32 protein-coding genes are annotated in these 26,587 nt (G+C 51.7%); 4 read left to right on the top strand and 28 right to left on the bottom strand.

The features are described 5' to 3' along the window. Window positions 1–745 (top strand): ISL3 family transposase (locus tag BLW97_RS15710; protein WP_143214940.1); only part of this gene is annotated, 745 nt, incomplete at its 5' end. Between the two features lie 38 nt (window positions 746–783). On the opposite strand, the gene BLW97_RS15705 is transcribed toward BLW97_RS15710, so the two are convergent. The 10 genes from BLW97_RS15705 to BLW97_RS15660 form a co-directional block, all read right to left on the bottom strand. Further along, window positions 784–1,815, bottom strand: coding sequence for an IS630 family transposase (locus tag BLW97_RS15705; protein ID WP_242947850.1), 1,032 nt, complete (start codon window positions 1,813–1,815; stop codon window positions 784–786). A 387-nt stretch (window positions 1,816–2,202) separates the two neighbouring features. Next, window positions 2,203–2,796, bottom strand: a complete 594-nt coding sequence (locus BLW97_RS15700) for a DUF3501 family protein (protein WP_031572413.1) — start codon at window positions 2,794–2,796, stop codon at window positions 2,203–2,205. An 11-nt stretch (window positions 2,797–2,807) separates the two neighbouring features. Further along, window positions 2,808–4,160 (bottom strand): heterodisulfide reductase-related iron-sulfur binding cluster, encoded by a 1,353-nt coding sequence (locus BLW97_RS15695; RefSeq protein WP_065975405.1) that lies wholly within the window; start codon window positions 4,158–4,160, stop codon window positions 2,808–2,810. Window positions 4,161–4,206: 46 nt separating this feature from the next. Then, complete coding sequence (locus tag BLW97_RS15690; protein ID WP_031572415.1) at window positions 4,207–4,623, bottom strand: rubrerythrin family protein; 417 nt, start codon at window positions 4,621–4,623, stop codon at window positions 4,207–4,209. A 199-nt stretch (window positions 4,624–4,822) separates the two neighbouring features. Further along, on the bottom strand, window positions 4,823–5,071 hold the full coding sequence (locus BLW97_RS20485; protein ID WP_031572416.1) for a recombinase family protein: 249 nt from the start codon (window positions 5,069–5,071) through the stop codon (window positions 4,823–4,825). Between the two features lie 319 nt (window positions 5,072–5,390). Then, window positions 5,391–5,822 (bottom strand): hypothetical protein, encoded by a 432-nt coding sequence (locus BLW97_RS15680; protein WP_075323860.1) that lies wholly within the window; start codon window positions 5,820–5,822, stop codon window positions 5,391–5,393. A gap of 238 nt (window positions 5,823–6,060) precedes the next feature. Next, window positions 6,061–6,309 (bottom strand): acyl carrier protein, encoded by a 249-nt coding sequence (acpP, locus tag BLW97_RS15675; RefSeq protein WP_031575377.1) that lies wholly within the window; start codon window positions 6,307–6,309, stop codon window positions 6,061–6,063. 170 nt (window positions 6,310–6,479) lie between these two features. After that, window positions 6,480–7,187, bottom strand: a complete 708-nt coding sequence (locus BLW97_RS15670; RefSeq protein WP_139112102.1) for an MgtC/SapB family protein — start codon at window positions 7,185–7,187, stop codon at window positions 6,480–6,482. Window position 7,188: 1 nt separating this feature from the next. Next, window positions 7,189–7,398, bottom strand: a complete 210-nt coding sequence (locus tag BLW97_RS15665; protein ID WP_035211440.1) for a hypothetical protein — start codon at window positions 7,396–7,398, stop codon at window positions 7,189–7,191. 61 nt (window positions 7,399–7,459) lie between these two features. Further along, window positions 7,460–8,836, bottom strand: a complete 1,377-nt coding sequence (locus BLW97_RS15660; protein ID WP_031575383.1) for an NRAMP family divalent metal transporter — start codon at window positions 8,834–8,836, stop codon at window positions 7,460–7,462. Window positions 8,837–9,167: 331 nt separating this feature from the next. Here BLW97_RS15660 and BLW97_RS15655 point away from each other — a divergent pair, with 331 nt between their 5' ends. Together BLW97_RS15655 and BLW97_RS15650 are read left to right on the top strand one after the other, a co-directional pair. After that, window positions 9,168–9,437, top strand: coding sequence for a metal-sensing transcriptional repressor (locus BLW97_RS15655; protein WP_031575386.1), 270 nt, complete (start codon window positions 9,168–9,170; stop codon window positions 9,435–9,437). Then, window positions 9,434–10,831: a cation diffusion facilitator family transporter gene (locus tag BLW97_RS15650; protein WP_031575388.1), complete on the top strand. Its 1,398-nt coding sequence runs from the start codon at window positions 9,434–9,436 to the stop codon at window positions 10,829–10,831. The genes BLW97_RS15655 and BLW97_RS15650 overlap by 4 nt, the downstream gene beginning before the upstream one ends. Before the next feature lie 45 nt (window positions 10,832–10,876). On the opposite strand, the gene BLW97_RS15645 is transcribed toward BLW97_RS15650, so the two are convergent. The 18 genes from BLW97_RS15645 to BLW97_RS15555 all read right to left on the bottom strand — a co-directional run bounded on the left by BLW97_RS15645 (window position 10,877) and on the right by BLW97_RS15555 (window position 26,320). Beyond that, window positions 10,877–11,311: a phospholipase D-like domain-containing protein gene (locus BLW97_RS15645; protein WP_075323859.1), complete on the bottom strand. Its 435-nt coding sequence runs from the start codon at window positions 11,309–11,311 to the stop codon at window positions 10,877–10,879. Continuing rightward, window positions 11,305–11,589, bottom strand: coding sequence for a hypothetical protein (locus BLW97_RS15640; protein WP_075323858.1), 285 nt, complete (start codon window positions 11,587–11,589; stop codon window positions 11,305–11,307). The genes BLW97_RS15645 and BLW97_RS15640 overlap by 7 nt, the downstream gene beginning before the upstream one ends. Window positions 11,590–11,686: 97 nt before the next feature. Then, a complete protein-coding gene (locus BLW97_RS15635; RefSeq protein WP_075323857.1) occupies window positions 11,687–11,929 on the bottom strand; it encodes a hypothetical protein in 243 nt (80 codons plus the stop codon). Further along, entirely contained in the window at window positions 11,929–12,717 is a 789-nt protein-coding gene (locus BLW97_RS15630) for an SGNH/GDSL hydrolase family protein (protein WP_075323856.1), read from the bottom strand. Before BLW97_RS15630 ends, BLW97_RS15635 begins: the two co-directional genes overlap by 1 nt. A 17-nt stretch (window positions 12,718–12,734) precedes the next feature. Next, on the bottom strand, window positions 12,735–13,238 hold the full coding sequence (locus tag BLW97_RS15625; protein ID WP_075323855.1) for a hypothetical protein: 504 nt from the start codon (window positions 13,236–13,238) through the stop codon (window positions 12,735–12,737). Between the two features lie 10 nt (window positions 13,239–13,248). Next, complete coding sequence (locus tag BLW97_RS15620; protein WP_075323854.1) at window positions 13,249–13,671, bottom strand: hypothetical protein; 423 nt, start codon at window positions 13,669–13,671, stop codon at window positions 13,249–13,251. Window positions 13,672–14,013: 342 nt separating this feature from the next. After that, window positions 14,014–15,048 carry a ribonuclease H family protein gene (locus BLW97_RS18770; RefSeq protein WP_242947849.1) on the bottom strand — a complete coding sequence of 345 codons (1,035 nt, stop codon included), beginning with the start codon at window positions 15,046–15,048 and terminating at the stop codon, window positions 14,014–14,016. Beyond that, entirely contained in the window at window positions 15,045–16,268 is a 1,224-nt protein-coding gene (locus tag BLW97_RS15610; protein WP_031571995.1) for a DNA methyltransferase, read from the bottom strand. Before BLW97_RS15610 ends, BLW97_RS18770 begins: the two co-directional genes overlap by 4 nt. A 15-nt stretch (window positions 16,269–16,283) precedes the next feature. Further along, on the bottom strand, window positions 16,284–16,817 hold the full coding sequence (locus BLW97_RS15605; RefSeq protein WP_031571997.1) for a hypothetical protein: 534 nt from the start codon (window positions 16,815–16,817) through the stop codon (window positions 16,284–16,286). Window positions 16,818–17,044: 227 nt separating this feature from the next. Further along, complete coding sequence (locus BLW97_RS15600; RefSeq protein ID WP_031571999.1) at window positions 17,045–17,299, bottom strand: helix-turn-helix domain-containing protein; 255 nt, start codon at window positions 17,297–17,299, stop codon at window positions 17,045–17,047. Between the two features lie 6 nt (window positions 17,300–17,305). Further along, a complete protein-coding gene (locus tag BLW97_RS15595; RefSeq protein WP_031572001.1) occupies window positions 17,306–18,427 on the bottom strand; it encodes an ATP-binding protein in 1,122 nt (373 codons plus the stop codon). A gap of 59 nt (window positions 18,428–18,486) precedes the next feature. After that, entirely contained in the window at window positions 18,487–19,326 is an 840-nt protein-coding gene (locus tag BLW97_RS15590) for a hypothetical protein (protein WP_031572004.1), read from the bottom strand. Next, on the bottom strand, window positions 19,290–19,787 hold the full coding sequence (locus BLW97_RS15585) for a hypothetical protein (RefSeq protein ID WP_035210362.1): 498 nt from the start codon (window positions 19,785–19,787) through the stop codon (window positions 19,290–19,292). The genes BLW97_RS15590 and BLW97_RS15585 overlap by 37 nt, the downstream gene beginning before the upstream one ends. A 16-nt stretch (window positions 19,788–19,803) precedes the next feature. Next, a complete protein-coding gene (locus BLW97_RS15580) occupies window positions 19,804–20,454 on the bottom strand; it encodes a hypothetical protein (protein ID WP_075323852.1) in 651 nt (216 codons plus the stop codon). 182 nt (window positions 20,455–20,636) lie between these two features. Then, window positions 20,637–21,068 (bottom strand): hypothetical protein, encoded by a 432-nt coding sequence (locus BLW97_RS15570; protein ID WP_143214939.1) that lies wholly within the window; start codon window positions 21,066–21,068, stop codon window positions 20,637–20,639. 39 nt (window positions 21,069–21,107) lie between these two features. Next, window positions 21,108–24,533 carry a DEAD/DEAH box helicase gene (locus BLW97_RS15565; RefSeq protein ID WP_075323849.1) on the bottom strand — a complete coding sequence of 1,142 codons (3,426 nt, stop codon included), beginning with the start codon at window positions 24,531–24,533 and terminating at the stop codon, window positions 21,108–21,110. Between the two features lie 20 nt (window positions 24,534–24,553). After that, a complete protein-coding gene (locus tag BLW97_RS15560; RefSeq protein WP_031572020.1) occupies window positions 24,554–25,537 on the bottom strand; it encodes a lysozyme family protein in 984 nt (327 codons plus the stop codon). A 327-nt stretch (window positions 25,538–25,864) separates the two neighbouring features. Continuing rightward, window positions 25,865–26,320: a hypothetical protein gene (locus tag BLW97_RS15555; protein ID WP_143214938.1), complete on the bottom strand. Its 456-nt coding sequence runs from the start codon at window positions 26,318–26,320 to the stop codon at window positions 25,865–25,867. A 13-nt stretch (window positions 26,321–26,333) separates the two neighbouring features. On the opposite strand from BLW97_RS15555, the gene BLW97_RS15550 reads away from it, so the two are divergent. Then, window positions 26,334–26,587 (top strand): hypothetical protein (locus tag BLW97_RS15550; RefSeq protein WP_158025200.1); only part of this gene is annotated, 254 nt, incomplete at its 3' end.

The following is a 26,587-nucleotide window of genomic DNA, read 5'->3' as shown; positions in this document are numbered from 1 at the left end:
CGTCGATGAAACCAGCAGTCGGCGCGGCCACGACTACATCACGCTCTTCGTGGATCTGGATGCCCGGCGACTCTTGTTCGCTACTCCCGGCAAGGATGCCAAGACCTTTGAGAGATTCTCCGCAGATCTACAGGCCCATGGTGGTAGCGCTGAAGCGATCACCGATGTGAGCATGGACCTCTCGCCGGCCTTCCAGAAAGGGGCTGCCGAGCACCTGCCCAATGCGGAGATCACTTTCGATCGTTTTCACCTCATGAAGCTCGTCAACGAGGCCGTAGACGACGTGCGCAATGGGGAAGTCCTCACTCAGCCAAATCTCAAAAAGACCCGCTGGCTCTGGCTCAAGAACGATTGCAACCTCAAGGTGAAGCAGAAAGAAAAGCTGCAGGCATTACTCAAAGACCAGAACCTCAAGATGGCGCAGGCCTACCAGTTCCGCCTGACCTTTCAGGACATCTTCACGATCAAGAATCGCCATCAGGGGGCCACCCTCTTGAAAGCCTGGTTGGAAAACGCCAGAACCAGCGATCTGCCGCCTATCGTCAAGGTCGCCTACACCATCATGAATCACTGGGATGGCGTGCTCCGATGGTTCGAGAGCCAGATCACCAATGGAATTCTGGAAGGTTTCAACAGCCTCATTCAATCCGCCAAGGCCAAGGCTCGGGGTTACCGTACGCACAAGAACTTTATCAACATGGCCTACCTGATCCTGGGCAAGCTGGATCTCAGGCTACCCACTTGAAATGACGAGGAACCCCAACCACTTTATTAATCCGGCCCTTAAATACCCGACATAGCATAGCGGGCAGAAGGATGGCGAAAATAGCTGGCGACCTTTTGTGGCATTTGGCACAGACGATCCATGAAAGCCGTTGCCTTTGCCATTAAAGAGTTTTTGTACGTACTGACTGCACCTGTGCGCAGAGCAGTTTTGAAATCCCGATTCAGGTATTCGTCGGGGTTGGATTCTGGCGCGTAGGGCGGCAGAAAGGCCAGTTCAATGCGGTCTTTTTTATCTGCCAGCCAAGCCGTTACCACTTTGGCATGATGCACCCGCAGATTATCGACGACCAGATAGATTTTCTGGGGCGCGTCCTGAATCAAGGCGGTGAGAAAAGTGATGAAACGCTCCGCATCAATACTGCCTTCGACAATCTGGAAAGCGACTTTGCCCTGCGGAGAAATCGCCGAGATCATGGAGAGCGTGGCCCATCGGACGGGAACCGCCAATTCCGGCGTTTGTCCCCGAGGCGCATACCCGCGCACCCAATGGGCATCTTCCTTGACGGCCGTCTCGTCCCCCCAATAAATCACCGCTCCCTCTTGGGCCGCTTGCGCGCGCAGGCGGGGATAATCCTGTTCCAACCACTGACGGACTGCTTCTGGATTCTGCTCCAATGCCCTTTTGACAGGGCGTTGCGGAGTAAAGCCCCAACGTTTGAGATACTTACCCACCAGACGCTCCTGTAGATCCACCCCAAAATGGTCTCGAATCAGCGCGCGTATCGCCGGTCGCGTCCATAGAGCAAAAGGCAACTTTATTTGCTGAGGGTTACCCTTGACGATCTGATCGCGTATCCAGGCCTCGGCGGCCAGGGTCAGTTTGCGACAGGCACCTACCGGCCGACCTCGGCGCTTCTCTCCCAGCCCTTTTTCTCCTTCTGTACGCGCCCGCGCCAACCAGCCTTTAATGGTCGTGGGATGTGCGCCAGATACCTTGGCCAACTCTTTCACGCTCATCCCGGATTGCTTGCGCAGACGAACCACCATCTGGCGAAGCATCTGCCTCCCTTCCATCGTCAAGCTGCGCACGTCGATCCTTTCCATGCTCTATATATTATCACAGGATGGTCGGGTATTTAAGGGCCGTATTAATAAGTAGTTTAAATTTGCCACCCAATATTATCTGACGATTTTTTAAGCCCATTTATGGCCATTTTCTAACTCTGATCGCAATGAGAAACCGTTACGCCGTAACTGTCAGAGAATACGTCATAGTAACAGGCATCACCACTCCTGATCAGGACTATCCGGCTCATCTTTCATAGGTGCCGGCTGCACCGCCTCCACGGCACCTGAAAGATCAAGAATGCACTAATTCCTGCCGCTCCATCTCGCCCGCTTCCTTGCCCAGCATTAACCGTTCCGAGACTTCTGCTAAAGTCCAGGCGGCTTGCCTGCCCTGGCTGCGGCCCTAACTTAACCCACATCCTCTGAGAGATCCTCCAATAGCGCTTCGGCAATTGCCCCACTAACCGTCGCCTGGACCTTATAGTTAGGATGATCGCTACCAAACCGAATGCCGGCGCCATTTAGGGCCTTTTGTTTCAGGTCGTTATTGAGCTGAAAGCGTAAAAAATGAACAGTCGATGTTTTTTCATCCGTTTCACGTGTAAGGTCTTCGTCGGCAATGGCGTAGATGCGTGCTTCTTCGCCGATCTGCACCCAAATTTTATCCTCAATTCCAATAAATTCACGACAAGCCAATTGTCTTTCCTCGACATTTTCATATTCCAGCATAAATGTCGCTTTCCAATTGTCACCATCTGGAATCAGCGGATTATAGGTTTCCAATTCCTCAGCAATTCCCGCAGAGGAGAAAATACGCTCCGCACGGAGCATTTCTTGTATCTGATAATGCATGGTCAGTCGATCCTCAAAATAGAGGTTCGCGTGCGCACCCAGAGGCAGACGTCGATTTTTCTTATGTTCAATTAGTTGGGCACGAAATGCTTGGCGTTTTTGGTCATACAATTCCAAGCTCCATAGGTCTTCTTTTCGTAATTTCTGCATAACATCACTCCTTATACTAGTCCATAGGCATAAGCAAGCATCCGCCATGGAGTCTGAGGGGAAGGAGCCCCTTCCCCCCATAACTTTTCAATCTGCGTTGCGGCCAATGGGCAATCACTTCCCCAGTGATCGGGATGCGCCTCGCGCATCTGATTAGCCACCGGTTTGCCTATCTTGCAGGCAAATGCATGAAATTCAGCTTTCACCGTGTACGTACCATCGTGCCCAGAACAACGTTCAATCACTTCCACCTCTGTTTCAGGAACAAGGGATAGGATTTCGCGGGCGCGACTGCCGATGTTCTGTACCCTCTGGTGACAAGCAGCGTGATGGGTAACCTTCCCCAATGAGTGCTGGAAATCAGTGCGCAACAGCCCTTCCTGCAAACGCAACGATAGATATTCCATGGGATCAAACAGGTGCCGTCTTACGCGCTGCACATCTTCATCGTCAGGGAACAACAGTGGTAGTTCATTCTTAAACATCAGTACACAGGAAGGAATTGGTGCCACGATGTCATAGCCACTGTTCACGAGCTCCAGGAGTTGAGGAATATTTGCTTGCTTTGCCCGTTCTACAGCGTGTAAATCGCCCAATTCCAGCTTAGGCATTCCGCAGCAGTGCTGCTTTTCTACGGAAGTAAGCTGGATGTTGTTATGAGCGTATACACGGGCAAGGTCAAGAACAATATCGGGATCATTGTGCTCACCATAACAAGTGCTGAACAAAGCCACTTTGCCAGTAGTCTTTTCTCCAGCTTCGCTGCTTTGCACTCCAATTGTTGGCAGGAGCTCTCTGAGACGCTGCTTAGCTAAAGTTTCTGCAAAGGGGGGCAGTGGCGCATCTTTGGCAATTCCGATGGCTTTTTCCATGCTGGAACGAACCTTAGGGGATTTATTGATCCGGTTGATCATTTCAGAAACCACCGGAATACCGGCCAATTTCCCCAGTAAGTCCGTGGAAGTGAGTGTCCGATCACGTAGAGAAGCACCTGATTCTTGAAAATGGACGACTTTCCCGCGCAGCATCAAATGGGGGAAATCTACATTCCATTCGTGGGGTGGAACATATGGACACTTTGTCATAAAACATAAGTCGCAAAGAAAACATTGCTCCACAACTTTTTGAAAATCTTTTTTGTTGACGCTGTCGAGCTCCATAGTGGGTGATTCGTCAATCAAATCAAATAGAGTTGGGAAGGAATGGCATAAACTTACGCAACGCCGACAGGTATGGCAAATATCAAAGACCCTCTCCATTTCTTGATCAAGTTTTTCCTGATTGAAGAAGTCAGGATGTTTCCAGTCGATGGGATGGCGATAAGGCGCTTTATCAGATGCCTGTTGTGAAGAATCATCAGCCATTCAAGTATCCTTTTAGTTCAAAACCGGGCCCGAAGGCCCGAAATATTTAGCCGATTTCGTTTAATGCCTTGGTAAATCGACCCGCATGAGAACGTTCAGCCTTCGCCAAGGTTTCGAACCAATCGGCGATTTCATCGAACTGCTCTTCACGCGCCGTTTTGGCCATGCCTGGATACATGTCGGTGTACTCATGAGTCTCGCCGGCGATAGCACTTTTGAGGTTGGCTTTACTGTCTCCAAAGGGCTCCCCAGTCGCCGGATCCCCGACTTTCTCGAGGTATTCCAAGTGACCAAAGGCGTGTCCGGTTTCGCCCTCTGCGGTGGAGCGAAAAACTGCGGAGACATCATTCATGCCTTCGACATCGGCCTTGGAGGCAAAGTACATATAACGCCGATTAGCCATTGATTCTCCCTGGAAGGCACTTGCGAGATTGTCTGCTGTCTTACTACCTTTTAGTTCCATAACTATATCTCCTTTAAATAAATACATCACACCTATCCATATATGCTCTCATTTTAGAACATATCTATTAATATTACCACTCCACCACGCTCTAGCCAAGAGCGCACTACTCGGCGGAACGACCCGAATAACACCTTCTTGGAGAGTCAACCATTCCGGTTCCTACCAAGCTGATTGTCGATGGTTACGCACAGCTTGATCAGAGACACGCCCTCGTCCACTTGCCGCGCGATCGTGCAGGAGCGACCCAGGCCCTTTTCTTTGGCGTGGCGTTGACCAAGCCAGAGCGATCATGTTCCCGAATAAACTCACGCTCAAACTCAGCAACAGCTGACAGGAGGTGCGCCATCATGTAGCCCATGGGTGTACGCATGTCGATATGTCCCAGAACTACAAAGGCAACCCCGAGCGTTTCCAGTTCCGCCAAGGTCAGGATGCTGTCCTGCACACTACGGCCCTAACGATGTGAACACTCCACCGGCTTTAGCTTCTAGCCTGTGGAGTGTTCACAAATAAGCGGTTTTTTAGTTATTCGCTAAAACGTTCCCACCTCAGTCTGAGTAGTTAAGGGGACCAACCGCAGGAAGGTAGAGAGTTCGCCTGCGAGTGGACGATTTGCCAAAGATTGCGACAAATCACACTGCGTTAAATTTCACAAGCGGAGCAGCAGTGAAAGCCGTGGTCTCGGTCAGCAATGGCTGGGGCCTTCGTGCGTCCAGGGAAAAATGTAAACGCCGTAAACTAAGGATGCTTTCTGTCCATTCTGTTCAGCGGATCGCCTCGTTCTGATCTTGGAGGCGATTCTGCATTTGTTGATACTGTAATTGTTGTTGTAACTGTTCATTCTGAATCTGCTCCTGATTTTCCTGCATCTGTGCTCTTTCTTTTTCTTGTTGTAATTGATCTTGTTCCTGTTGCTGATTAAGACGAAGCTGATTTTGTTGTAGCTGTTCAGCATTCTGATCATTTTGAAGGAGTTGATTTTGTTGTGACTGCTCAGTATTCCGATTATTTTGAAGTTGTTGCTGAATTTCTGTTTCATCGTTTTGCTGAATGCTTTGCTCAGTACTATTTATCGGTGGATTTAGTAGCGGATTTTCGCTCGCGATCACTAATCCGGCAGCCGAGCATGTGCATACACTGAAATAGAGGCCCATCGCAGCAATAATCTGTCCTGATACCCTGGTTATCTGATGCATAATCCCTCTCCCCAATCATTGTCTTGAATAAAGGCGTCAAGAGAGTTCGCCCTAGACCAGATCCATATCCGGAGATTTTTACTACGACTACTATTCAGCTGATCCAAGTCAGATTTCATAGCGCGCAGCGGTGAAACCGTGGTCTGGAAAGCGGCTAAGTTATGATACTGAATAATAATAAATAAATCTGAATATCTGACCATCTACTTGAAACATTGAGGAACAAACACGAACAAGACTAGAGAGAATCTTTATGTGATGTCAAATAGTTCACGACATCTCCAACTGTTCTCAGATCCGCCAAACTATTTTCTGGCACATCATGGTCAAATTCTTCTTCCAACGCCATTACCAGTTCCACAATGTCTAGCGAGTCGGCACCCAGATCCTCCACAAAAATCGCTTCATCAGTGACTTCATACTCAGGCACACCCAACACTTCGGATATCACTCTCTTGACACGAATTGCTAAGATTTCCGTTCCCATCGCCATCCCTTTCAGTAAAGTTCATTAAATACAATAATGCAAATTTGAAGTCCATCCTCCTGCTGGATGCCAAGTAGGTGATTTTTTCAAGGGAGCAGATTATCTCGCAACGTTTACCCTTCTTCTAAGCTCCAGGGAGCCGTTCAATCTCAACACTCCTCTAAGCAGGGCTACTCGCCGGGACTTTGATGCCAGAAGGCCTGATGCACGTCGCCCAGATGTTCCAGACGCTCCACCAACCGATCCAGTTCTTCCTCAACCACGCTGGAAGTCAGGAGCGTTGCCGCGATCTCCGTCTCCTGTCGGCCAAAGGAATGCATCCGCATCTCCCGTATAGGGTAGCCACCCTTTTCCAAAATCTCCGTCACGGCATCCCGCAGATCACCCTCCTGCCCACGGGCCACAATCAAGTACACAGTAGTCGTCAACTCCGTACCGCCGGTATCCAAAGGCCGACGATTGATCTGGTTGACTACGGGCCGCAACAAAGTATTGGCACTAAGTACAAAAGCTGCTGCCAACAAGGCCGGCGCCCACTCTTCCGCGCCGGCACAGGCTCCTACCGCCGCAGAACCCCAGAGAGTGGCTGCCGTATTGAGGCCGCGTACGTTGGCGCCTTCCTTCATAATGGTTCCTGCGCCAAGAAAACCGACCCCAGAAACCACGTAAGCCACCACCCGTATCGCGTCGGTCGCACCTCCCATACGCAAAGCCAGATCAACAAAGATCGCCGCTCCTACGGCCACCAGCGTATTGGTGCGCAAACCTGCCGTGCGTTGCCGCCATTGCCGCTCGATCCCGATGAGAGCCCCCAGGATGAAGGCCAGAAACAGATCCGCACCGGTCTGTACTAGTCCTTCTAGGGGTGCCTGCATCATCTCAATGGACTCCGTGGGCAAACCCGATGGAGACCAAAACCAGCATCACCACGATATAGGCCCGTAGCCCCCAAAAGGCCCATCGCACCCAGCCTTGGACCGGTGCCCGCGCCAGGGGCGGCAGGTCCCGCACCCCTTCCCGATCCCAAAACACGGCAAAAGCTTCCGCCTCCTGCCGTTGTAGCCTTTCTGTTTCATTGAACCTGTTCATTATTCCTCCCATGATGCTTCAGCAAAGTCAGCCAAATCTCAGAACCCTGTCCCAACCGCGACTAGAAAAGATGCGGAAATACCACGGTCACCCCATAGAGACCATTGGCCACAATCAATACCGCCACGATGGCGAAAGCGGCCATGTTCTGCCATGGCCGATTGACATAAACCCCCATGACCTCGGGATCGTTGAGCAGCATCAGCAGAAACAGCATCGCTGCCGGCATAAAGATGGACGCCACTACCTGCACGGTCAGATTGAGAAAGCCCAAGGGTGCATGGGGAATGAGCACTACGACTGCTGCCAGTGCTGTGCCCAATAAGCCCGAGAGATAAAAGGGTAAAGCCCGTTGTGGAGGCAGATTGATGCTACGCGGCAAATTCAAGGCCTCTCCCACCGCCCAGGACGTGCTGGCCGTAATGGCAATGGCGGCAATCAGTCCAGCTTCCACCAGTCCCAGGGCGAACAATGCCGTCCCTACTGAACCGATAGGACTGTGCACCAGAGCCCCCATGATACGATGCACCCCAAAGTCCGCCGCGCCCGGCGTCCCATAGACCCAGGTGCCGGTTAGGGCCACGAGAGCAATAGCTACCACCCCCATCAGGATGCTGCCGAAAGCCGTATCCATCTGTCCGACACGGATGTCTCGGACCGTCAACCCCTTGTCCACTACGCTGGATTGCTGGAAAAAGAGCATCCACGGCGCTATGGTCGTGCCCAGATTAGCCAGGATGACATACAGAAAGCCCCCTACGGCTATCCCCGCCGGGATATGCCAATTCCCCAGGGCTGCTGCCACTTGTCCCCAGTGGGGATGAGCAGCAATAGCAAGTGGCACAAAAACCAGATTTCCCACTGCAATCCATAGTGCCGCCCGCTCCCAGGTGTGATAACGCAGAAAGAGCAGCACTCCGGCGACCATCGCAAAACCTCCCATAGCGCTCCAGATGGGCGGCACGCCAAAAACCTTCATCCCTACCGTCACACCAATAAACTCGGTCACCAGGGTCAGGATGTTGGCCACCACCAGGTCAAAGAGAGAAAATACGCCCCAGAAGGCCCCATAACGGCCCCAGATCATCTCGGCATGTCCCCGTCCCGTAACAGCCCCAAGACGCACGGTCATCTCCTGCACCACATAGGCTACCGGGACCATCAGAAGCAGGAAGGGGATGAAAAAACCGATGCCGTAGGTCGCTCCCGTCTGGGCGTAAGTGATCACACCTCCGGCATCGTTATCTGCGATCATAACGAGAATCCCCGGTCCAACAAGGGTAAAAAAGAGCCAGAGCCGTTTCCAAAAGGAAGGATGCTGAATCAGTGCTTCCCGTAACTGGTGGACCCGCCAACGGTCAGCAGCTCTATAACGCTGGTCATCTGGAAGAGCCGCCAACGTATCGGTGATGTTTTTAGTGGGTATGTTTGTTGTCATCGTATGCTCCTTTACGGGCATGCGACCGGAACACGCTTACCGTGGCGTGCACAAAACAACGATAACGAATGGAGATACTCCATCACCCGAGGACCGGGCAATGGCAACAGCGACTATGCCAGGATCACCCGATCTACGGATTGCAACGGTGCGTTGTGAAAGCAACTAGGGTCACTGTCCAAGTCGCTGGCCCTCCTGTGTGAAGAATTCAGACGCCTTTCTACCGTCGAAAAACGGACATGTCAACCATTCAAATTCTGACAGCTATTCAGGTGGCGCTGAACTTTTCCTTTCTGTATCATCCTATCCTCTAGGTTAGGAGCAATGAACATTGACTAAGCACACATCGCACCCCGATATCATCAAGCGACTCAAGCGGGCCGAAGGCCACCTCAAAAGTATTATCACCATGCTGGAAGAAGGGCGCCCCTGCTTGGATATTACCCAGCAGCTTCAAGCCGTCGAGAGCGCGGTTGTTAACGCTAAGAAGACTTTGGTGCATGACCACATTGACCATTGCCTAGAGCTTGCCGTCGGTGCGGACTCAAGCCAAGCGCGGGCATCAATCAATGAATTCAAAGAAATCACCAAATATCTATGAAAAATGTATCCTCCGGATTCAAAGCGGTTCTCATTTGGCTCGGTTTTGCTCAGCCAGAAGGCAGCAACCACGCACACGGGCGACATCATGACCATGGTGGTGACGACCATGGCCATACCCATGGTGTAGTTAATCCGATCATCGCCACCACAGAACGAGGTATTTGGGCGATCAAGTGGTCTTTCGTGATTCTGGTCATGACTGCTTTGCTCCAGTTCGCAGTCGTACTGCTGTCAGGCAGCGTGGCGCTGCTTGCTGATACGATCCACAACGTGGGTGACGCCGCTACCGCTATTCCACTGTGGATAGCGTTCAGGTTGGTACGACGCGCTCCAAGCTCCCGCTTCACGTATGGCTTGGGACGCGTCGAAGACTTGGCCGGGGTCGTGATAGTTTTCATCATCCTTTTCAGCGCGCTCTTTGCTGGTTATGAAGCGATTAACCGCCTATTGCATCCGCAGCCGATCCAACAACTGCTGTGGGTAGCAGCTGCGGGTCTGGCCGGCTTTCTCGGCAATGAGGCAGTAGCTGTCTTCCGCATCCGGGTTGGCCGACAGATCAACAGTGCGGCGCTTATCTCCGACGGCTATCATGCACGCACCGATGGGCTAACCAGCCTGGCAGTCGTAGTTGTTGCGGTTGGCGTGTGGCTAGGCTTTCCGCTGACCGACCCGATCATTGGGTTGCTGATTACCATTGCAATATTTGGCATCGTCTGGCAATCGGCAAAGGCGGTATTAACGCGTATGTTGGATGGTGTCGAGCCGTCGGTGATTGATGAAATCCGGCATGCCGCCGAGCATGTCCCTGGGATTCGCAGCGTGCTCAATGTGCGCGCCCGATGGCTGGGGCATCGGCTGGTTGCGGAGATCGACATCACGGTGACCAGTGATACTACCGTAGCCCAAGCGGATGCCGTTGTGGCCACTTTCGAGCATGATCTGATGGACCATGTACCGACATTGCAGTCGGTACACATCCGCATTAGACCATTCGATATAAAATCAAGTGGAAGCGCAGACGGGAACAGGATGAAATCGGTTGACGCCCATCACCATGAGCATACTGCGCTGGCACCGATTTGGGTGCTCGGCAAGCTTGCTGAGGGCTACATTGAAATCATCGATACACCAGCAGGAGAAAGACTACGTTTCACCGCCACCCATAAGCTACCGGATCTGCAAGCTGAAGTTGTAATTTATCGAGATAACCATCCCGCGCATACCGAAGCGCTTCCACTGTCAGGGCTGTCCGATAACACTCATAACGCTCAGTTCCAAAGCGCGGTCGCTCCGGCTGAACCCCACGAATTTGCGGCTGAGTTGCGGTTACAGAACGACGCGACGTCTGAAGCATTGCCGTTTCGCATGCACGAGCCGCACGATCATCAGTGATTAACAACGGCAGAAGACAAGGACTGAGGCTGAATTCAATCGCAGTCATTTGGGAAAGATAAAAGCCTTGTATGAAAAGATTCCGAACGCTACACTAAATCTGTTGCTAGCGGTTTTATCTGATTGTTTTATAAAAATACTTATCGCACGCAACGCGACATAAAGATGACATAAACCTTGGTCGAACGCCCAGTGATTGCCGTGCGATGTGAATCGATAAGGTGACCACTTAAATGCAGCACCTGTGGCTAATGCTTCCCTTTTTTCTTTCTGGACTTTCCAGGAGGGCATGTCATAGGGCTTTTCTTCGAGCATGATGCGGACCTTCACCCCGCGTTTTTCTGCACTTTTCAGAGCGTTCAGGATTTTCCTGTCGCTCAGAAAGTAGGTTTCGAGGTTTACCTCGCGCCGGGCGCTGTTGATGATTTGAACGATTGGGGTGACACCCGCATTGGGTTCGACATAAACGTGGGTTAGCATTTGGTGCTCTCCTGTACTGGTTCAATGTTCAGTTTGTTAATGGGTTCGAGATAATTGCTAATCTTTTCCGCTCTCGTGCCAGTCCCACCCGTAATTCCAAGTGTTAAACTGGATGCCTTACCCGTCTGTCGATCCTTGGTGGCCTCAAATAATTCCATGCCATGCCTTGTTGTGCCAATTTGCACCGTATGATGGGTATTAGACAGGATGGTAACCGCCGTCTCAGAATTGACGTCTTCAACATCCGGGGTTTTTTCGTGTGGTATATTTTCGTTCATGATGTAAAGCTCCTGAATATTTAGTTGGTTGAATTTATGCAGCAAGTGTTCTTGAATAAGTCGTCGCGTATTTCCGCTTCGGCATAACAAAAATCTCCTATTCACTATGCCTTTCTTCGCTCAGCATGAGGTGTTCTATTATTGCCTGGTTCGATCTGAGCTTTTCTATTTCAAGCCGGGACTTCAGTTGGTATAAACGACGAATACGGCGGTGCGTTTTGATCCCATGCACCTGTTCTGGCCTTGCGGCACCCCATTTGCGGGATTTTTGCGCGCTTTCTGTCACAAAAATAACGGGATGCTCATTATTTTCGCCAGATTCGACACCTACATATTGCATTACGATGCCTCCTTTTTGCTTGTTTCGACTTCTCTGCTTAACCGTACATTTTCTGCGGTTAGGCGGGCCTTCTGCTCAAAGAGGACCTGCTGCAGATTGACGGCAATTGCGTGGACCATGACCTGAATGCCCATCCAGTTGGGGTGGACCTCATCGGTCCAGTAATAATTCGGATGGTTGCGGCTCAGAAGATCCCATCGGACCAGGTGTACGTTCTGATGCATTGCAGCGGTCCTGAAATAGAGCTGCTGCACTTCATGCTCCCATGGCCTGGGCATTTCCGGGACGACCAGAAGGATTTGACGGTTGCCAGCCAGATGCAGGAAAGTGCGCATATTCTGCGGCGAAACCGTGCCGTTCGTCCCAAGCTCCACGACCACATAACCGACGTGTCTGGTTACTCCGGTTTTCTGTAAGGACTCCCAGATCGGGATGATGGACGAAAACTGGCGGCCTACCCGCCCGTCGATCAAGGCGTTTGGGAAAATGTGGGCAAAGTATCCGGACCATCCCGTGAGAATGCTGTCGCCGATAATGATGAGGCCAGTAGAGGCAGTGCTGGAGAAGCGGAGCACCGCATTTTTGTCCAGTACATAACTTGGGCTGGGTGACTGGGTGAAGTCCTTACGCGCGTCTATCAAGGCCATACGGTCCAGGTATCGCTCATGTTGCTGGGCCAACGGCGCGGCGCTTGCCGTAGCCCATAAGGCCATGCCGGTACAGGCCAGCAACGCAAGGATGGTGCCTTTGACGATTTTGAGTCTTTTTTTTGTGTGGTTTTTTATCATTTTCCAGAAACTTATTCCTAAATTTCAACCCATTTCCGGTGTTCGATCATTTCTTCTTCTATCACCAGCCTTTGTTTCACTTCTCCGCACCACAGGCATGATCTGGTTGTTTGGTCCTTGCTCATTAACCATCGGCTCTCATCTTCCAGAAATGCGCGTTGATGCTTCGGATCGATTGCACAGCGGCCAACGCGCATATACTCTTCCCAGAAACCTTTGACCTCTTCTATTTTGGTAAAGCGCTGCAGCGCATATGATCCGGTTCTTTCTGCTGCGCCCAGACATAGTACGCCGAGCAGGGTGCAGGCGCTGAACCATCCGTGTTCCATGACGCCAATCCAGAGCATTTGGTCTTGGTCCCTATAGACCTGACAGCTTGCAACCCATTCCGGATCTCTTTTTTTCAAGAATCTATATAGGTTATTGCTGTATTTTTGATGGTTTTGCGGATCGATGGTCGGCAGATGGAGATGGTTCTTCGCTGTAATGTCTGGGTGCGCTTTTGTTGCGGCCTGCTGCATGAAGGGCTCCTTATGCTGATTTCATGTTTTTCTCAGGTTTTTCCGTTGCAATCTTGTCCAGGATGGACTGTAAATGCGGAATAAGGCTTTCGAGGTCGATTTCTGTACTCCAAAAATCAAAGGTACGCTTACCTGCCTGTGGAATCGTAGCATTGTCCTTTTGATAGGCCTCAATCACGTCGATGAGGTAATGGCACTCAAAATCAAGGCGCTTTGCGTTGTTATCCTGGATGCTTTTTCCTATATCCACAAGATTGATAATCATTTTTGACAACAGCATGATGTCCGGCACGGCACTCGTTGCGTCAAACGTCTGATTCTTTGCGTTGACGGCATGGACAGAGTGGTAATCGTTATACTTGCGGATTACGTCGGCGATGTCCCCAGAAAGTGCCAATATGGCGGTCAGCTCTTCTGTGAAATCGGTTTTCAACGCGTGTTCTCCTTGGTTGTGTTGGTGAATGGCCCGCCGTTAGGCAAGCCATTTGAAATTACCCGACCTTCTCGATGTCTGCTCGACTTTGCCCAGAGCCTGTCCGATGTGGAGGTAATAGCCGCCAGCTGTCTTGCAAGTCTGACGCTCACCGCGTTGCTCTGTCTCCGCTGCCCGGTTTTCTCCCCACCACTGGCTAGGGTCCTTGTTTCAAATAGGTTTATGCGCTGAACTGCTCTTGCGCTGTTGATGCCAGTATACACCATGATTCATGTTATAAAACTGGTTTCTGGTTATTTTTCGTATCTATTTATTGCTTTTTTGTGTAAAAAGCATGGTTTTTTATGATTTTCCGCATTCTTCCTGCAACTCGATCCTGGCCAATTTATCGGCCCATTCGTTTTCAGTGCGGATGGCATGGGCGCGCGCCCATTCCAACGTGACATGACGTGACATGTATTCCTTGTGGAGTTCTTGCCAGATCTCTTTGTTCGGAACGATCGTCTTTTTTGATGTCTTCCAGTTTCTATCGATCCAGACGGGAATCCACTCTTTCAGGCCGTTAAGTGTGTGATAGCTGTCCAAACAGAGGATCACTGTTGCGCCTTCGGGGACTCTTCGCAAGGATTCTAGGGCTGCTGTGAGTGCCGCAATATTTTTGGTCCCGTTTTTCTGGATAAAACCGCTGTGTTCAGTTCTGGTGCCCTCTGGCGATTTAATAACAGCGCCCCAGGCGCAAGGTCTTGGTTTCTTCACCTCGCAAGCTCCATCACACCATATTTTCCAGACTCTTTTGGGGGTTCTTTTCCGCTTGCTCTGTGTGTTGTGGCTTGTAATCACGCGACGGAATCTGGCTATCTGGGCAATTTTTTCTGTGTTGTAAGCCGAACGACTCAATTGTGATTGTATAGCTGTATATCCAAGAACCGCGCGAGATGTGTGGAGTGCAGCCTCCGCAGCGGACGGCAGTACCGTGTACGCAGCAATCCACACGGGATGAAGTCCTTGGCCTGTATTATTGGCCGGAGCTTGATCCGCACGCAGATGAAAAGCCGCCTCACGAGCCCGTTCAAACGCTTTGCTTGAAATTTTTCTGTAAGCATACTGCTCGGCCGCGTTGATGATAGAGAGACAGGCTTTGTCCTGAACAACACGCCTGGCGGACCAGACCGCGAACAGGCGCCATTCGCGGTTATACTTTGGTTCGGCACGGCAACAAAAAAGTGCATCTTCAAGGCCATTCCGTTCGAGGATGGTTGTGAATGGTAACGGCTCATGCTCAGGCATTGTTTTGTAAAGGTCTTGCAGCAAAAAGGTCAACGATATGGAGCAGCCCTGGGCGTATCTATTAATGCGATTGAGGGTGGTGGTCATCATGCCGAGCCCGCCATGCGCAAGGCCTCAAACATGGCTGCAGAGCCTTTTAAATACTCCCAGATCCATTCGGTCACCAGCCAGCGCCGCCCTTGTCTCTCTGCTGCCAGCCCGGTTTTCACGACGCCCCCAAAAGGATCTACTATCAGCTCGTCCGGCTCGGTCAGTAAACGAATGAAAAAGTCCGGGATGCTCGTTGGTTGCATGGCTCCATGTACGGGTAGATCCATTGATCTCGCCAATTTTCTGTATATTCTGGTGTCTGGGCAGCTGTGCCCCTTCTCGATCACGTTACGCGGAATGCGCCCTGGTGTCTCAGTTGCGAATGACCCCTTCCGAAGCCGATAGGCGCCGTCCCCATAGGCGCGTACCCGCCTTTCTCCGCCTGACTGCATCAGTTTCCGGTGTTGGGCCGTGTGCGCTTCCAGTACCCGGCGGTTATCCGATCGCACCTGGCCAGGATCATTGGTAAACCAAAAAATGGGTTCATACGCTGCTGAAAGCTGCACACGGTTGATGCAAGACCAGTAAGTCGGCCCGGGTGGTTTGCTGTAGTTCACCCACGGAATACGGTCCATCAGGGCCAGGCCCAGACGGTCATGCAGAGCGATGACCATGCGTTCAAGGTATAATGAGCGACTCGGCTGATTGGGTTCAAAAATATCATTGCTGACATTCAGGACAATGCTGCCACCGGGTATCAGATTGTGCACGATTGGCTCAAGAGCTGTGCAGATAAAATCAGCGTAGTTCTGTTCTTCCGGGCCGCCGTAAGCACGGGCCTTGCGTAGCGGGTAAGGCGGCGAAGTCACACATAATGCGATTGGTTCATCGAGAGATCTGAAAACGTCCTCGTGATTGCCCCAGATGGCTACGCCGAGATCCGTGCTGAATGCCACCATGGTGATTCTATTGGCCGCGCGATGGAGGTCTTTCCCGACTTTTTCTGTCAGTCTCCACACTCCACGTTCTCCAGGGACACGCTCCAGGATGCCCATATTCTTGAGGGTTTGTTGATACCAGCGTACTTTTCTTTTTTGTGGGGACCTTGGTATGCCATCACGACCAATCGGCACGCGCTGGTCCATGCGGTTTTCCTGACCCTTCATGCCGGCAGCTATGGCGGCATAGAGGGCAGTGTTATCCAGCACCCCCTCTTCGTCTTTGGCATAGGCGCTGATCATCTCATTGAACAACCCTGATGTTGTAAAACGCGGCTGCATGGTCCAACGCCTCCTTTAACTTGGCTGCTTTTTAAACCATTCTGGATGTTTTTGCTTGTCGTCCTGCATAACCTGCTCGATGAGCGTCTTTACCTGTTGCGAGGCCAGCGGGCAGTTCACGTCACCGCCCAAGGGTGCCGCGAACGGCCGCAGCGAGGTCCCGCTTGGCGTATTGTAGCCGATGATAAAACGATGCCGGACCTCCCTGGGAGTGACTAATCGGGTGGTGGTCCCCTGCCAGTAGAATATGGCCATTGCGCCCAGGGCCTGCCAGTTCTTCTCGCCGGTACTGGTTTTCATATCACGCATCAGGGTGCCCAAGGCGCTGCGCACTTCATCGGTACTGAATTGGATTGTGGTCGCGAGCAAGAGATCAGTTTCGTCGCGGGCGAGCTGGATCAGCTGCAGGTGGTCGCTCTTTTCGTCGTACAGATACCAGAAATAGGAATCCTTCGAGGCGATCCCCGCGTCCACCATGGTGGTATTCCAATCTGAAGCGGATAAAAGCACTTGCAATGTGCTGGCTCGGGTTGATTCAAATTCATCCATGATTTTTCCCCTTTTTACAGATATTTCTGCTACAAATTACATTGATAGCTGCTACAAAAACGCTTTTTTAGATCAAAAGGCGCTACAAAGCTGAGCTACACCCCAGGTAATATGGGGATTTTATCATTTTTTGTAGCAAAATTTCGTGGAATGTTGCATCAATCAATGGACTTTTTCCTGTTTTTCCATTTATTTCTGCTACATTTCCAGTGATTATTGCAACACTTTTAGATTCGCTGTGTTCTGGCCAGTCGCAGCAGGTCGCCGATTTCACAATCCATGACGACCGCCATGCCTGCCAGTAATTCCGAGTTGATGCGCTGCCACTTGCCGTCCACGACCCGGCTGAGTTGTGCACTGGATATGGTGACGCCTATTTGGGTTAATCGTCGGTGAAGTTCTTTGATCGTTTTGATATGTCGCTCAGCCATCATAACGCGGATACGGCATTCAATTTCTGGTGTGGTTATTTTTTGCTCCATATTTTTTTATACCTTTTCGCTTTTGCAGACCCAGGCAAGAAAGGTTGGGTCCTCTATACTGTAGGATCCCGATTCTCCGGAATTGGTGATGACCCCCTGTCCCATGAGCCGCCTGATGGATTGCTGGACTATGGATACCTTGGTTGTCCCTATGGGGATGCCCAGATAGTGATCCATGTTGGCGCGATGTTCTTTGCCATAAACCTTGCCTGAATCGATGATCTGGAGTAGTACGGCCTTATCCATGGGGCTAAAGCCTTCCCACTTTTCTGGGTAATTAGCTGCTTTTTCTATATTTTCGCGGACTTCCTGCAAGGCAATGTCAAAGTCCTGCGAGCCTGTAAGCACCATTTTTTCCAATAATGACCGAAAATACAGGGGAACCCGTTCCAGTTCCTCAAAAGCTTGCCATGCGCGATTTTCGTCCAGCTTGTTCCTGGTGATCTTTTTATAGGTGCCTAACAAGTGTGTAACGAATGGCCTATCCATCAGAGGAAAAGAGAGTTGCTGGCTAAACTGGTACAGTGGGGCTTTTTCCCTGTTGAACATCTGCCGCAGGCCATCTTGTGAGGAGCCGGTAAAAATGGCCTTGATCCTGTCCTTATACTTGTCGAGTGCACTGCGCAATGCGGCTACCAGTGCACCGTAGCGGGCTTCTTCAGCCAGCGTTTGCACCTCGTCGATGAGAAGTAGCACTGGCCGTTTCCCTTCCGCCAGGTGGCGCATCACCTCGCCCAGCTCAATCAGATCTTGTGAACTTATTTTTTTATCTTCTTCCCCGCCTACCGTCAGGCTGCCTTCTGCGCCCATGAATCCTGCACCAAATTTGAGCTTTGGTCCGGTACGTACTTTCTGTACTGCTTTGCGGAGAAGGCTTTGTTCTTTCGCCTGTATTTCCTTGATCAGCGCCCGGCCTGGGTCCCCTTTCACTTCCCACAGAGATACATAGATGACCCAGTATCCCGCTGCTTCTGCGGCCGGAGTGAGGTCTTTGCGGAGAAACTCGGTTTTCCCCATCCGGCGCGGCGCAAACAGGGCAAGCGCATTGCTCAACCCGATATTCAGGGTTTCTACGTACTTCTGTGCGAGATCGGTCCTCGGGTAGTGCCATATATCGTTTCTATCCATATAGCAAATTATAGCATGGATTTGCTATATAGTAATTCTCTGCTATTTTTTGCTATTTTCTAATCGGACATAGCTGATGACCCCATTTTGGATGATACAAATGTCTTTGTACTCAGTTTGTTGAGAAGAACGCTATCCTGCTTAAAGGGGCGTAATGCACACCGTTGGCCAACAGGCTCAAGAAGAAACAATGCATGATTTGACCAATCCTGGCTGCATGGCTCCCCATCATCTGACGCCAGCCAGGTCTTCATAGTGCGAGGAACGGCTAATAACATCAGTCTATGTTCTTTAAGCTGTTGGGCGCGCCGGAGTCGCGAACTAATTTGGTTTCCTGGGTCATCGTAAATCACCTCAAGTTGAGTGCTGTCTGCTTTATCAGGATCAATGATCATGACGAGCATAGGGTGTCGTATAGTCATTATTGGCAGTAGCCTGATTGCTCCTTTTTGTAAGGCCCAAAGCCACGCCAGATGGTTCATTGGGTATTTGGCAGACATGGTAATGATAAAGATATTCTTCTCTGACTTGTCTTCTTGAAAACCCATTGTGATTCCCGCATTAAAGGTGACACTTGAGTCTGTGCGCTTCCATGGCCACGATGACTTGTCGATAGCAGGTAGCTGCGGACAGGTGTTGCTCGTCATCTCCAAAAGTTCCTTTCTGGAGAGCCCCTCCAACGGATCCGCTTCCCACGATGCGAAGTCTGGGAACTCCGAAAAAGCAAGACGATGATGCTGATGCAAGAACAGTGATGTTTCTATCTCGATCCGTTCTTCATCGTTATTGATAACTTTCGTATGACGCGCTGGGAGAAGTGATGGGTTCCTCGCCAAGCCGTCGAAGGTTCCAGGTCCATCCATCACCCATGCAAATGGGGGTTTATTCGATTCGTCCATTTTTCTCCTGTTTTTCCAATGTGGGCCCGTGCCGCTTCCCTCGTGGGAAATAACCGACCCTGGCTCTGAAGGTCCAGGGCATCCCGCATGCTCAGGCCAGAGGCGATGATGTGCTCTGTGACCTCTCCGTTGGCAATGCAGTAAACCGTTTCCTTATACCGCAGTATCCAGTCTTGCATTTTAACCCCCCCCCTGCAGTGATTGCACATCACTTCGTCCAGAGGGAAGTCCCTCGCTGATTTGAAGGTTCCACATGCCGGACATTCCCTGATTCCTTGGGTTTCCAGATACTTAATGAGATCGTCTTCTTCGCAGCCTAATTCTTCTGCGAACAGCGTGACATTGTGCGCTCTCGCAATAGATTTGCTGATGATTTCTTTCTTTTTTTCTTCCGTTATTTTTGCAAAATCGTACATGTATGCCTCTCTTCCAAGGAGATATAACCGGATTATACCATCCATCCATGTCGTTTTTTGGTTAGTTTTGCACGTCAGCAACCATTTTTATTCCGATAGCCGCACATATCAGAACATACAAAGCTATCGATGCAGCCATGAGCAGCATTTCGATCAGTCCTGCGTGTGTGGGGAATACGCTGACCTTCACCATCAGAAACAGAACCGTCAGATAGGCCATCAATGCGGGCGTGAGCGGCTTTTTGAGCCGTTCTCTACGCCAGCGTCCCTTGCTTTGCTGGATGCCTACCCAGGGCAAATAGAACAGCGCTGTGACGGGTAGAGCCATCCACACCAAGCTATGCAATAACCAGCGGCGTGAGATCCCCGTATCCATCATTTTCTCAACCCACGTCCTTGGTTGGGAACGCATGAGCTGTGTGTAGATTTCTGCACCTTGGTAGAGAGTTTTCTGACGATCATATAACCGAAAGGTTACCGCCTCATGCGCGGCCTTGTTCCGCAACCCGGCAAAGCGCCGTATTTCTTCTGCAAGCCGTGCTCCGACCTGCTTCTGCACCTCGCGCGCCATTTGTCCCAGTCCTCGTCCCTGGGCGCCCCAACGCTCTCTCAGCACCTTTTCCAGAATGGAGCTGACCAGCAATACGGTTTCCACATCCCCTTTTTCTCGGGTCAGCTCCTCCAGCTTCCGAAGGTACGTCTGATCAGCCATGATGCGGGCCCTGATGTGTGGGTATTTTTGATGATCGCCCTACCGTTTGTGTTTGCCCGCCTTCTGAAACCATGTGCCACAGACTGAGCCCTATCATCGCCAACCCCAAAAACAGCAGAAAAGTGGCTACTGCCAGCATTTTTTTATTGGCTTTTCTTCTTTTCTTTTCCCGCAACAACAACCTAATTTTCCTCCTGGTCCGTTTTCATGAGACAGGCAGGGACGTACCCCACATGCCGGAACCGGATAGGCTTCATATTCAATCGTTCACGATTATAGGGTGTTGGGTGCAACGCTATCAGCCAGGCTACCGAGTCCCCGACGATGCTGGGATTGCGTTTGAGGGCCTCGCGGTCCACTTCGCCGACATACAGGTGGTCTCCCTGGGCCAGACAGCGATCAATCCAATGCCGGTCCCTTTCGAGATAGTATGATGTCAGCCGTAATCCCTGATATTCGCGGGTTTTTCCAGCGAGCCAACTACTCGCTGCTTTGCCCCATAAAATAGGCGTATCCCCATGGGTGTGCAGATAGAGCACCCGCGCGAATTCGCAGGCCTCATCATAGTTTTTACACAGTGACCAGGTAATCGTCACGTCGTACTCAGAATCCACAATATCTACTTCCCCGCTTGCGCTTTTGAATTTGGTTATTCACCCGCTTTTGATCATGCTTTTGACGGCGTGTCCACAGAAAAATAGGCCCGGAACCCGATGTTTCGGCAAGTCTGCAATGGAGCCGGCTATCGTGCTCGTCGCCATCGCGCAAGTGGCCCTCTCGCTGGCAGCAATAATCGTGCTACCCGTGTATGGTGCGTAAGCCGTCTTGATGGTGACGTTCGCACTGGCGTGGCGCGAAAGGTCCAGGTTGTCTTTCATTCCCCAGTCCGGACGCCCAAAGATTGTCACCTTCGCCGCATTGTCCGTAATGGCTTTCATGATGGATTCGTAAACCCCGTTACCCGACTGGAATATTTCGAGATCCGCCTGTTGCCCTATGGTGATATGCACTTCCGAAGCCTGTAATCCTTCTATCATTTTCTGGATCTGTTCTTTCAGACTCTCGCCCCAATCTATTTCTGCCGCATCAAACCCGTAGTCATTGAGGTCCTGCATGTTTTTCTGCATCGCCCCGTTCATGTAAACCTCTTTACCGCGCTCTACCAGGTAGGCCACCGTCCTTGAGTACGCTGTGGGCGCTGCGGGTGTCATATCGAGATTGCCCGCAATCATCAGGCAGTCTTTGGCCCGGGACGTGGCCACGTTAATCATATTCGCTGCGCCATCAAAAAAGCTGGTGGAGTCCCCATAGCCGACCGTGGGCGAGAAAATGACCATTTCACGCTCGGCACCCTGCAATTTATGAATCGTGCCTACGGTGATGTGATCCATGACACCTGCAGCGCGTAACGCGTTGGTAATGGTGACCGCCTGTGCCGCATAGGGCGTCACAATGCCCAAAACCTTTTCGAGTGATTGCACCTCGTAGATACCCGTCAATCGCTCCCTGTTCGCAGCCACCCAGCTGGCAATGCTGCGTGCTTCGATTTCGTTGACCCGGCTTTCTCCGGATTTCTTGGAGAAGCTGGGTATATGCATGTACTGCAAGGGCTCCAGACCATGGCTGATCGCTTTTTCATTTAATGCTCGGGCGCACTGTAACCGACCGTGATAGCTGATGCGGTTGAACAGCTGCATCACCGGCTCGCAAGAGCGGCGGTGTATGGACAGGGTGATGCCCGATCCAGAAAGGTGGTGATCCTTTTCCAGCCTTTGATGCCCCGTTGTATCGGTCGCATAGGCTCTGGCCTGCAGAGAGGTCCCGAAGGCGGTGATGCCCATATCCTGAATGTCTTCGTATTTTTCGTAGCCTTTGATTTCAGAAACCGCCAGGTTTTCCCGGTCCATTTCCTCGCTGGTGGTCCAGATCGGTTCCGTTTGCGATTCATCCCCCAGCATGACCAGTTTCTGGCCCAGGGCGATGGTCGGCAGGCCCAGCTCCGGAGAGACCTGCCCTGCTTCATCAATGATGACGAGATCCAGCATTTCGATGAGCAGCTCACGGTTTTTGGATGAAAAGAAGCGCGGGGCTGAATAGAGGGTGGAAACCATGACCGGGAAAGCCATAAATCGCAGCTTCCACCCCTCTTCCGACATCTTCCGGTCTGTCGCATAGTCCCATGCGGGTATCTGGCCGCGTGTGTTCGGTTTTCTCTTGCTCATTTCCGATAGCCAACGGGCTTCCCAGAAATGCACGGACAACCAGAACATGGTTGATCTCTGGGTGGTATCCAGATATTCGTCCTTTTCCTTGAGCTGTTCACATTCGCTTACGGAGTGCCCGATGCTCTCCAGGGTCGCTTCATCCCCAAAAGCTTCCGTGAGTTGCTTGGTCAAGATGCTGGCTTCTTTGATTTCCATGGCCAGCCCCCGCATCCTGTCGAGCATGTTGTCCCATGTCGTGTCGATGCCCGCTTTTTTTAAGGCCGCATTTCTCTGTTCTTCTCTTTTCTTTTTCGCGCCGGGAATCATCTGCATCATGCGGGTAGCTGTGCTCGCGTCTACCGCCACCTCCTGATCGTAAACGGCTTTTACGTTACGGAGGCGTTCGCGCCATGTGGATTCAATACCGATCTCGTAACCATGCCGCTTTTTCAGGGACCAGGCTTTATCGAGGCTCTCTTGAATTTTGCGGTACTCCCCAATGGCCGCCCGACTGCTTTCTGCTATTTTTTTGATTTCTTCCAGGATGGACTTGGCGGCGGCTTCTGGGCTTTCTGGTGCGCCGCCAAACTGTTTGGCGAACATCGTCCGATAAGTTTCCCAGGACAGGCCCGACAGAAAATCATCCCGCATCTGTGAGATGGTGGTAATGCTGTCCATGCCCGGGAAATAGGTCGGCCATTTCCAGAGGCTCGTATCGACATTGGCTACCCGGCTGTAGGCCGCCAGATGTAATCCCACACTCCCGATGGACGGTAGCCATCTTTGTGTGAGCAGGGCGGTTTCTTTTTGGTATCCGCCGCAATTCGCGAAGACCTCCAGCACGTTCTCGATGGCCTGATTGTTTGAAGAGCTGATCAGTACCATGCCCGGCTGATCTGGATTCGTCAGTGCGGATTTCACCGTCACGTCGGCCACCAATGCCTGTATCAAGGCTGTTTTCCCTGTTCCTGGCGGTCCTTCAACGGCGAGAATATCTCCGTTTTCCATCACAGCTGCAGTCTGTGCTGCCCGACGTTGATCGCGATCCAGTGGGAATGCGTCACCAATCTGGGCCACATGCGCCTGCATCGTGTAAATGGGATCTTCCATCCCTAACGGCTGGGCGCGATGTTTCAGGTGCTCTCCGGTGCGGGTAAAGTTGTTGATCAGCTCCGGCGGCTTTCCAGACATCATGGCTTCCATGATCTGGTCATACGCCACGAGAAGCGGTCCGGTCATTTTGGTCCGATTGATTTCACTGGCAGGCGTTGGGATGAAAAAGACGGATTTTTCCACGACCCACCCTTCTGGCACCTTGCCGCGCATGTCTTCCAGAAAACCCGCCCCGTTATCCCTGCTCCATGGATTGACCCCGCCGGATATCAGCTTGAGCAATTTGTCGATCATGGGCATGGCGACTTGCCAGCGATTCTCCCAGGGCAGATCTTCTACCGGCTTCTCTCCGGCGTTACCCAGTAACGGATACGTGCTGACTTTCCATTCCGACTTTTCGGAATCGGCAAAGCTGAATGGACGGAAAAACAGTGCCCGCTGTATCCATGGCCCGCCCGCGTCAAAATCCGGCGCCGTTCGCCCTTCCCGGTCTACCAAAACCGGAACCAGCAATATGGGGGTGATATGCCGCATGCTTTCGCGACCTGTCGAGCGGGATATGCCGCCGATACCCAACAGGAAGGATCCCCCTTGGGTGTGGTTGATTCCGCGCAAAACGTCCTTGTGGACGCGCCATTCTCCGGCACCGCCATCCTGCAAGAGAAAACCGTCGCGTGTACCCTCTCCGATCGTGACGTGCGCATAACTCGAATCGAAAAGACTTTTGCGCCAGTATCTGGCTACCGCATCGCTGTTTTTCACGAAAACTCCTTATCGTTTTCTCATTTTCCCAAGTTTTTCACGGATGCCGCCGCTGATGCCGCTGCGCTGGCTATGGAGGTGACGGTTGAGGTGACGGCGGATCCGATGGACATCGCAACGGTCCAGCTGATAGCTCCGGTGAATACCAGGAAGATCACCAGGATAATCAGTGAAAGAACAATCAGAATGGTGTCAATCAGGCCCGCACTTTCATGTGACTTCTTGGCTTCTGTATTCGGCATTTTCTCGGCCTTGACCGTTGAGCTGCCATCGAATGAGCTTTGGGATACGTTGACCAGATCGTTGCTGGCGTTATCGGTGCTGACAATACCGCCGTTATTCACCATTTCTGTGCCACCTGAAATGTATCCGCCCGATGCGTCCTCGATCTTCAGGATTCCCGGCGTACCCCCGCGCGCGCTCGCCGCTCCGTCACATTCATGCAGGCCGATGTTGATGCCCACGCTTAACAGGGCCTCTTCGCCGTAGCATTTGCTGGATTGCGCATTCCCGTTGTAATGCTCAATAGAACGATAGGCGTCTATCAGGACGTTTGAACTGGAACTGCCATATCTTTTCCACATGCTGTCGAAAACATTGGCCCCGGCATGAATCCCGCCGCAAGGCTTGAACAAATAGGGAGAGGAATAACTCGGATGGTAAATCGAATTGACCTGGGTGATGCCCTCGTCAACGCTGTCGCCATTAGCCCGAAATGCCTCGCCCGCGCTGACGGCCTGTGCGTATGTGGGATAGGTCAGGGACTGGTCGGTCGTGTTGTTGAAAATGCTGTACGGATTGCCGTGGGTTTCCTGATTGATGATCGCAGTCATGATAATCGGTGGCACCAGTGTTTCGCACTTCCCGATGATGGCCGGCACCGGGACACGGACGGGGATGCCAGCTTCTGTCTCTGCGCATGCCGGGGGTATTCCCTGCAGTATGGGGATAACGCCGAATACAGCGACGAAGGCAACGGCAACTGGCCAGGCGGTTTTGTTCATCGCTTTCTATCCACCTTCCAGCGTGGTGTTGGCGAAGGCGCGTTTTATGGTTTCTCCAAGACGCTCACCGGAGCATTGAAAACTGGAGTGGGGTCTCTGTCGAATTGGATGCACGATTCAGTAATCCTTCGTAAATCACATAAGCAATGCGGTTTTGCTTTCTTGATGAAGCAGCCAGCGTTGATAAGGGCATCTCGCCATCAGCTTACCATTCGCCTAGTATGGAATCATACATCATGTCTACGGTTTTTTTCCATTTTTTCGTTATTTTCATGATTTATATATGGAGAATACTGCTATCCGTGATTAGTGGTTAAGTGATTTGCATCATAAAGTCGTCGTTTGTTTTTGTTTTTCTTCGGTAAAGCGCGGACGGGTATCAGGGTTGATGAGCAGGATGCAGGCAAGTTCGCGCGAGGTTGGGCGTTCTGTGTTGAACCCGACGCATCTGTCTTCTGTGATGTTCATGTCGGAAGCGGGTGATGGGAATTTGGTTTGCCCTACTAAGATGGCCAAGCTGTGCCGCAGAGTCCCATGACCGCTATAACGTGGTGGAAGAAAAAGGGCTTTGCGCCCCATTAGGTGATGTATGGCTACGGCGCGGTCATCGGCATCGTCATGCGCCCCGTCTTGTTGACGTTTGGCTTCGTGTTCATGTTTTTCCTTATATTTATCGTGGGCCATTTTGTGGGCGGTGCCATGTCCATCTACATGACTGGCATGGATGGGTCGCACCTGGGCATTGTCGGGGGGCGTCGCTACCATAGCGATTATTCTGGGCACCGTCTGGGGCTCCATGAAGTTCCTGATGGGCCTGATTACTCATCTGGCCGACCAGGTACCGCAGTGGATCGGTGGACGTGGACGTGGACAGCACCTTGGCGAGAAGGAACAGGCCATACAAGGGGCGCAATCCGGTTCGGATAAAGCCAAGGGGGTTGCGCTGGGGGCTTATGGGGTTGGGAGGGCCGTGGCGGGGGATGTGGCGCGGAAAAGGGATAAGGCGGCCCAAAAGAAAGAGGCTGGTGGAGCGAGCCAGACGAATCCGGC

It is taken from the genome of Acidithiobacillus albertensis (assembly GCF_001931655.1).
In the GTDB taxonomy this organism is placed as follows: Bacteria; Pseudomonadota; Gammaproteobacteria; order Acidithiobacillales; family Acidithiobacillaceae; genus Acidithiobacillus; species Acidithiobacillus thiooxidans.
This window is presented reverse-complemented; position numbering and strand designations above follow the sequence as displayed.

Coding starts and splice junctions, on each gene's coding strand:
- BLW97_RS15700 (WP_031572413.1), bottom strand. CDS start 2,796: ATGCAGAAATTACGAAAAGAAGACCTATGGAGCTTGGAATTGTATGAC.
- BLW97_RS15695 (WP_065975405.1), bottom strand. CDS start 4,160: ATGGCTGATGATTCTTCACAACAGGCATCTGATAAAGCGCCTTATCGC.
- BLW97_RS15690 (WP_031572415.1), bottom strand. CDS start 4,623: ATGGAACTAAAAGGTAGTAAGACAGCAGACAATCTCGCAAGTGCCTTC.
- BLW97_RS15680 (WP_075323860.1), bottom strand. CDS start 5,822: ATGCATCAGATAACCAGGGTATCAGGACAGATTATTGCTGCGATGGGC.
- acpP (WP_031575377.1), bottom strand. CDS start 6,309: ATGGGAACGGAAATCTTAGCAATTCGTGTCAAGAGAGTGATATCCGAA.
- BLW97_RS15670 (WP_139112102.1), bottom strand. CDS start 7,187: ATGATGCAGGCACCCCTAGAAGGACTAGTACAGACCGGTGCGGATCTG.
- BLW97_RS15665 (WP_035211440.1), bottom strand. CDS start 7,398: ATGAACAGGTTCAATGAAACAGAAAGGCTACAACGGCAGGAGGCGGAA.
- BLW97_RS15660 (WP_031575383.1), bottom strand. CDS start 8,836: ATGACAACAAACATACCCACTAAAAACATCACCGATACGTTGGCGGCT.
- BLW97_RS15650 (WP_031575388.1), top strand. CDS start 9,434: ATGAAAAATGTATCCTCCGGATTCAAAGCGGTTCTCATTTGGCTCGGT.
- BLW97_RS15645 (WP_075323859.1), bottom strand. CDS start 11,311: ATGCTAACCCACGTTTATGTCGAACCCAATGCGGGTGTCACCCCAATC.
- BLW97_RS15640 (WP_075323858.1), bottom strand. CDS start 11,589: ATGAACGAAAATATACCACACGAAAAAACCCCGGATGTTGAAGACGTC.
- BLW97_RS15635 (WP_075323857.1), bottom strand. CDS start 11,929: ATGCAATATGTAGGTGTCGAATCTGGCGAAAATAATGAGCATCCCGTT.
- BLW97_RS15630 (WP_075323856.1), bottom strand. CDS start 12,717: ATGATAAAAAACCACACAAAAAAAAGACTCAAAATCGTCAAAGGCACC.
- BLW97_RS15625 (WP_075323855.1), bottom strand. CDS start 13,238: ATGCAGCAGGCCGCAACAAAAGCGCACCCAGACATTACAGCGAAGAAC.
- BLW97_RS18770 (WP_242947849.1), bottom strand. CDS start 15,048: ATGATGACCACCACCCTCAATCGCATTAATAGATACGCCCAGGGCTGC.
- BLW97_RS15610 (WP_031571995.1), bottom strand. CDS start 16,268: ATGCAGCCGCGTTTTACAACATCAGGGTTGTTCAATGAGATGATCAGC.
- BLW97_RS15605 (WP_031571997.1), bottom strand. CDS start 16,817: ATGGATGAATTTGAATCAACCCGAGCCAGCACATTGCAAGTGCTTTTA.
- BLW97_RS15600 (WP_031571999.1), bottom strand. CDS start 17,299: ATGGAGCAAAAAATAACCACACCAGAAATTGAATGCCGTATCCGCGTT.
- BLW97_RS15595 (WP_031572001.1), bottom strand. CDS start 18,427: ATGGATAGAAACGATATATGGCACTACCCGAGGACCGATCTCGCACAG.
- BLW97_RS15590 (WP_031572004.1), bottom strand. CDS start 19,326: ATGGACGAATCGAATAAACCCCCATTTGCATGGGTGATGGATGGACCT.
- BLW97_RS15585 (WP_035210362.1), bottom strand. CDS start 19,787: ATGGATGGTATAATCCGGTTATATCTCCTTGGAAGAGAGGCATACATG.
- BLW97_RS15580 (WP_075323852.1), bottom strand. CDS start 20,454: ATGGCTGATCAGACGTACCTTCGGAAGCTGGAGGAGCTGACCCGAGAA.
- BLW97_RS15560 (WP_031572020.1), bottom strand. CDS start 25,537: ATGAACAAAACCGCCTGGCCAGTTGCCGTTGCCTTCGTCGCTGTATTC.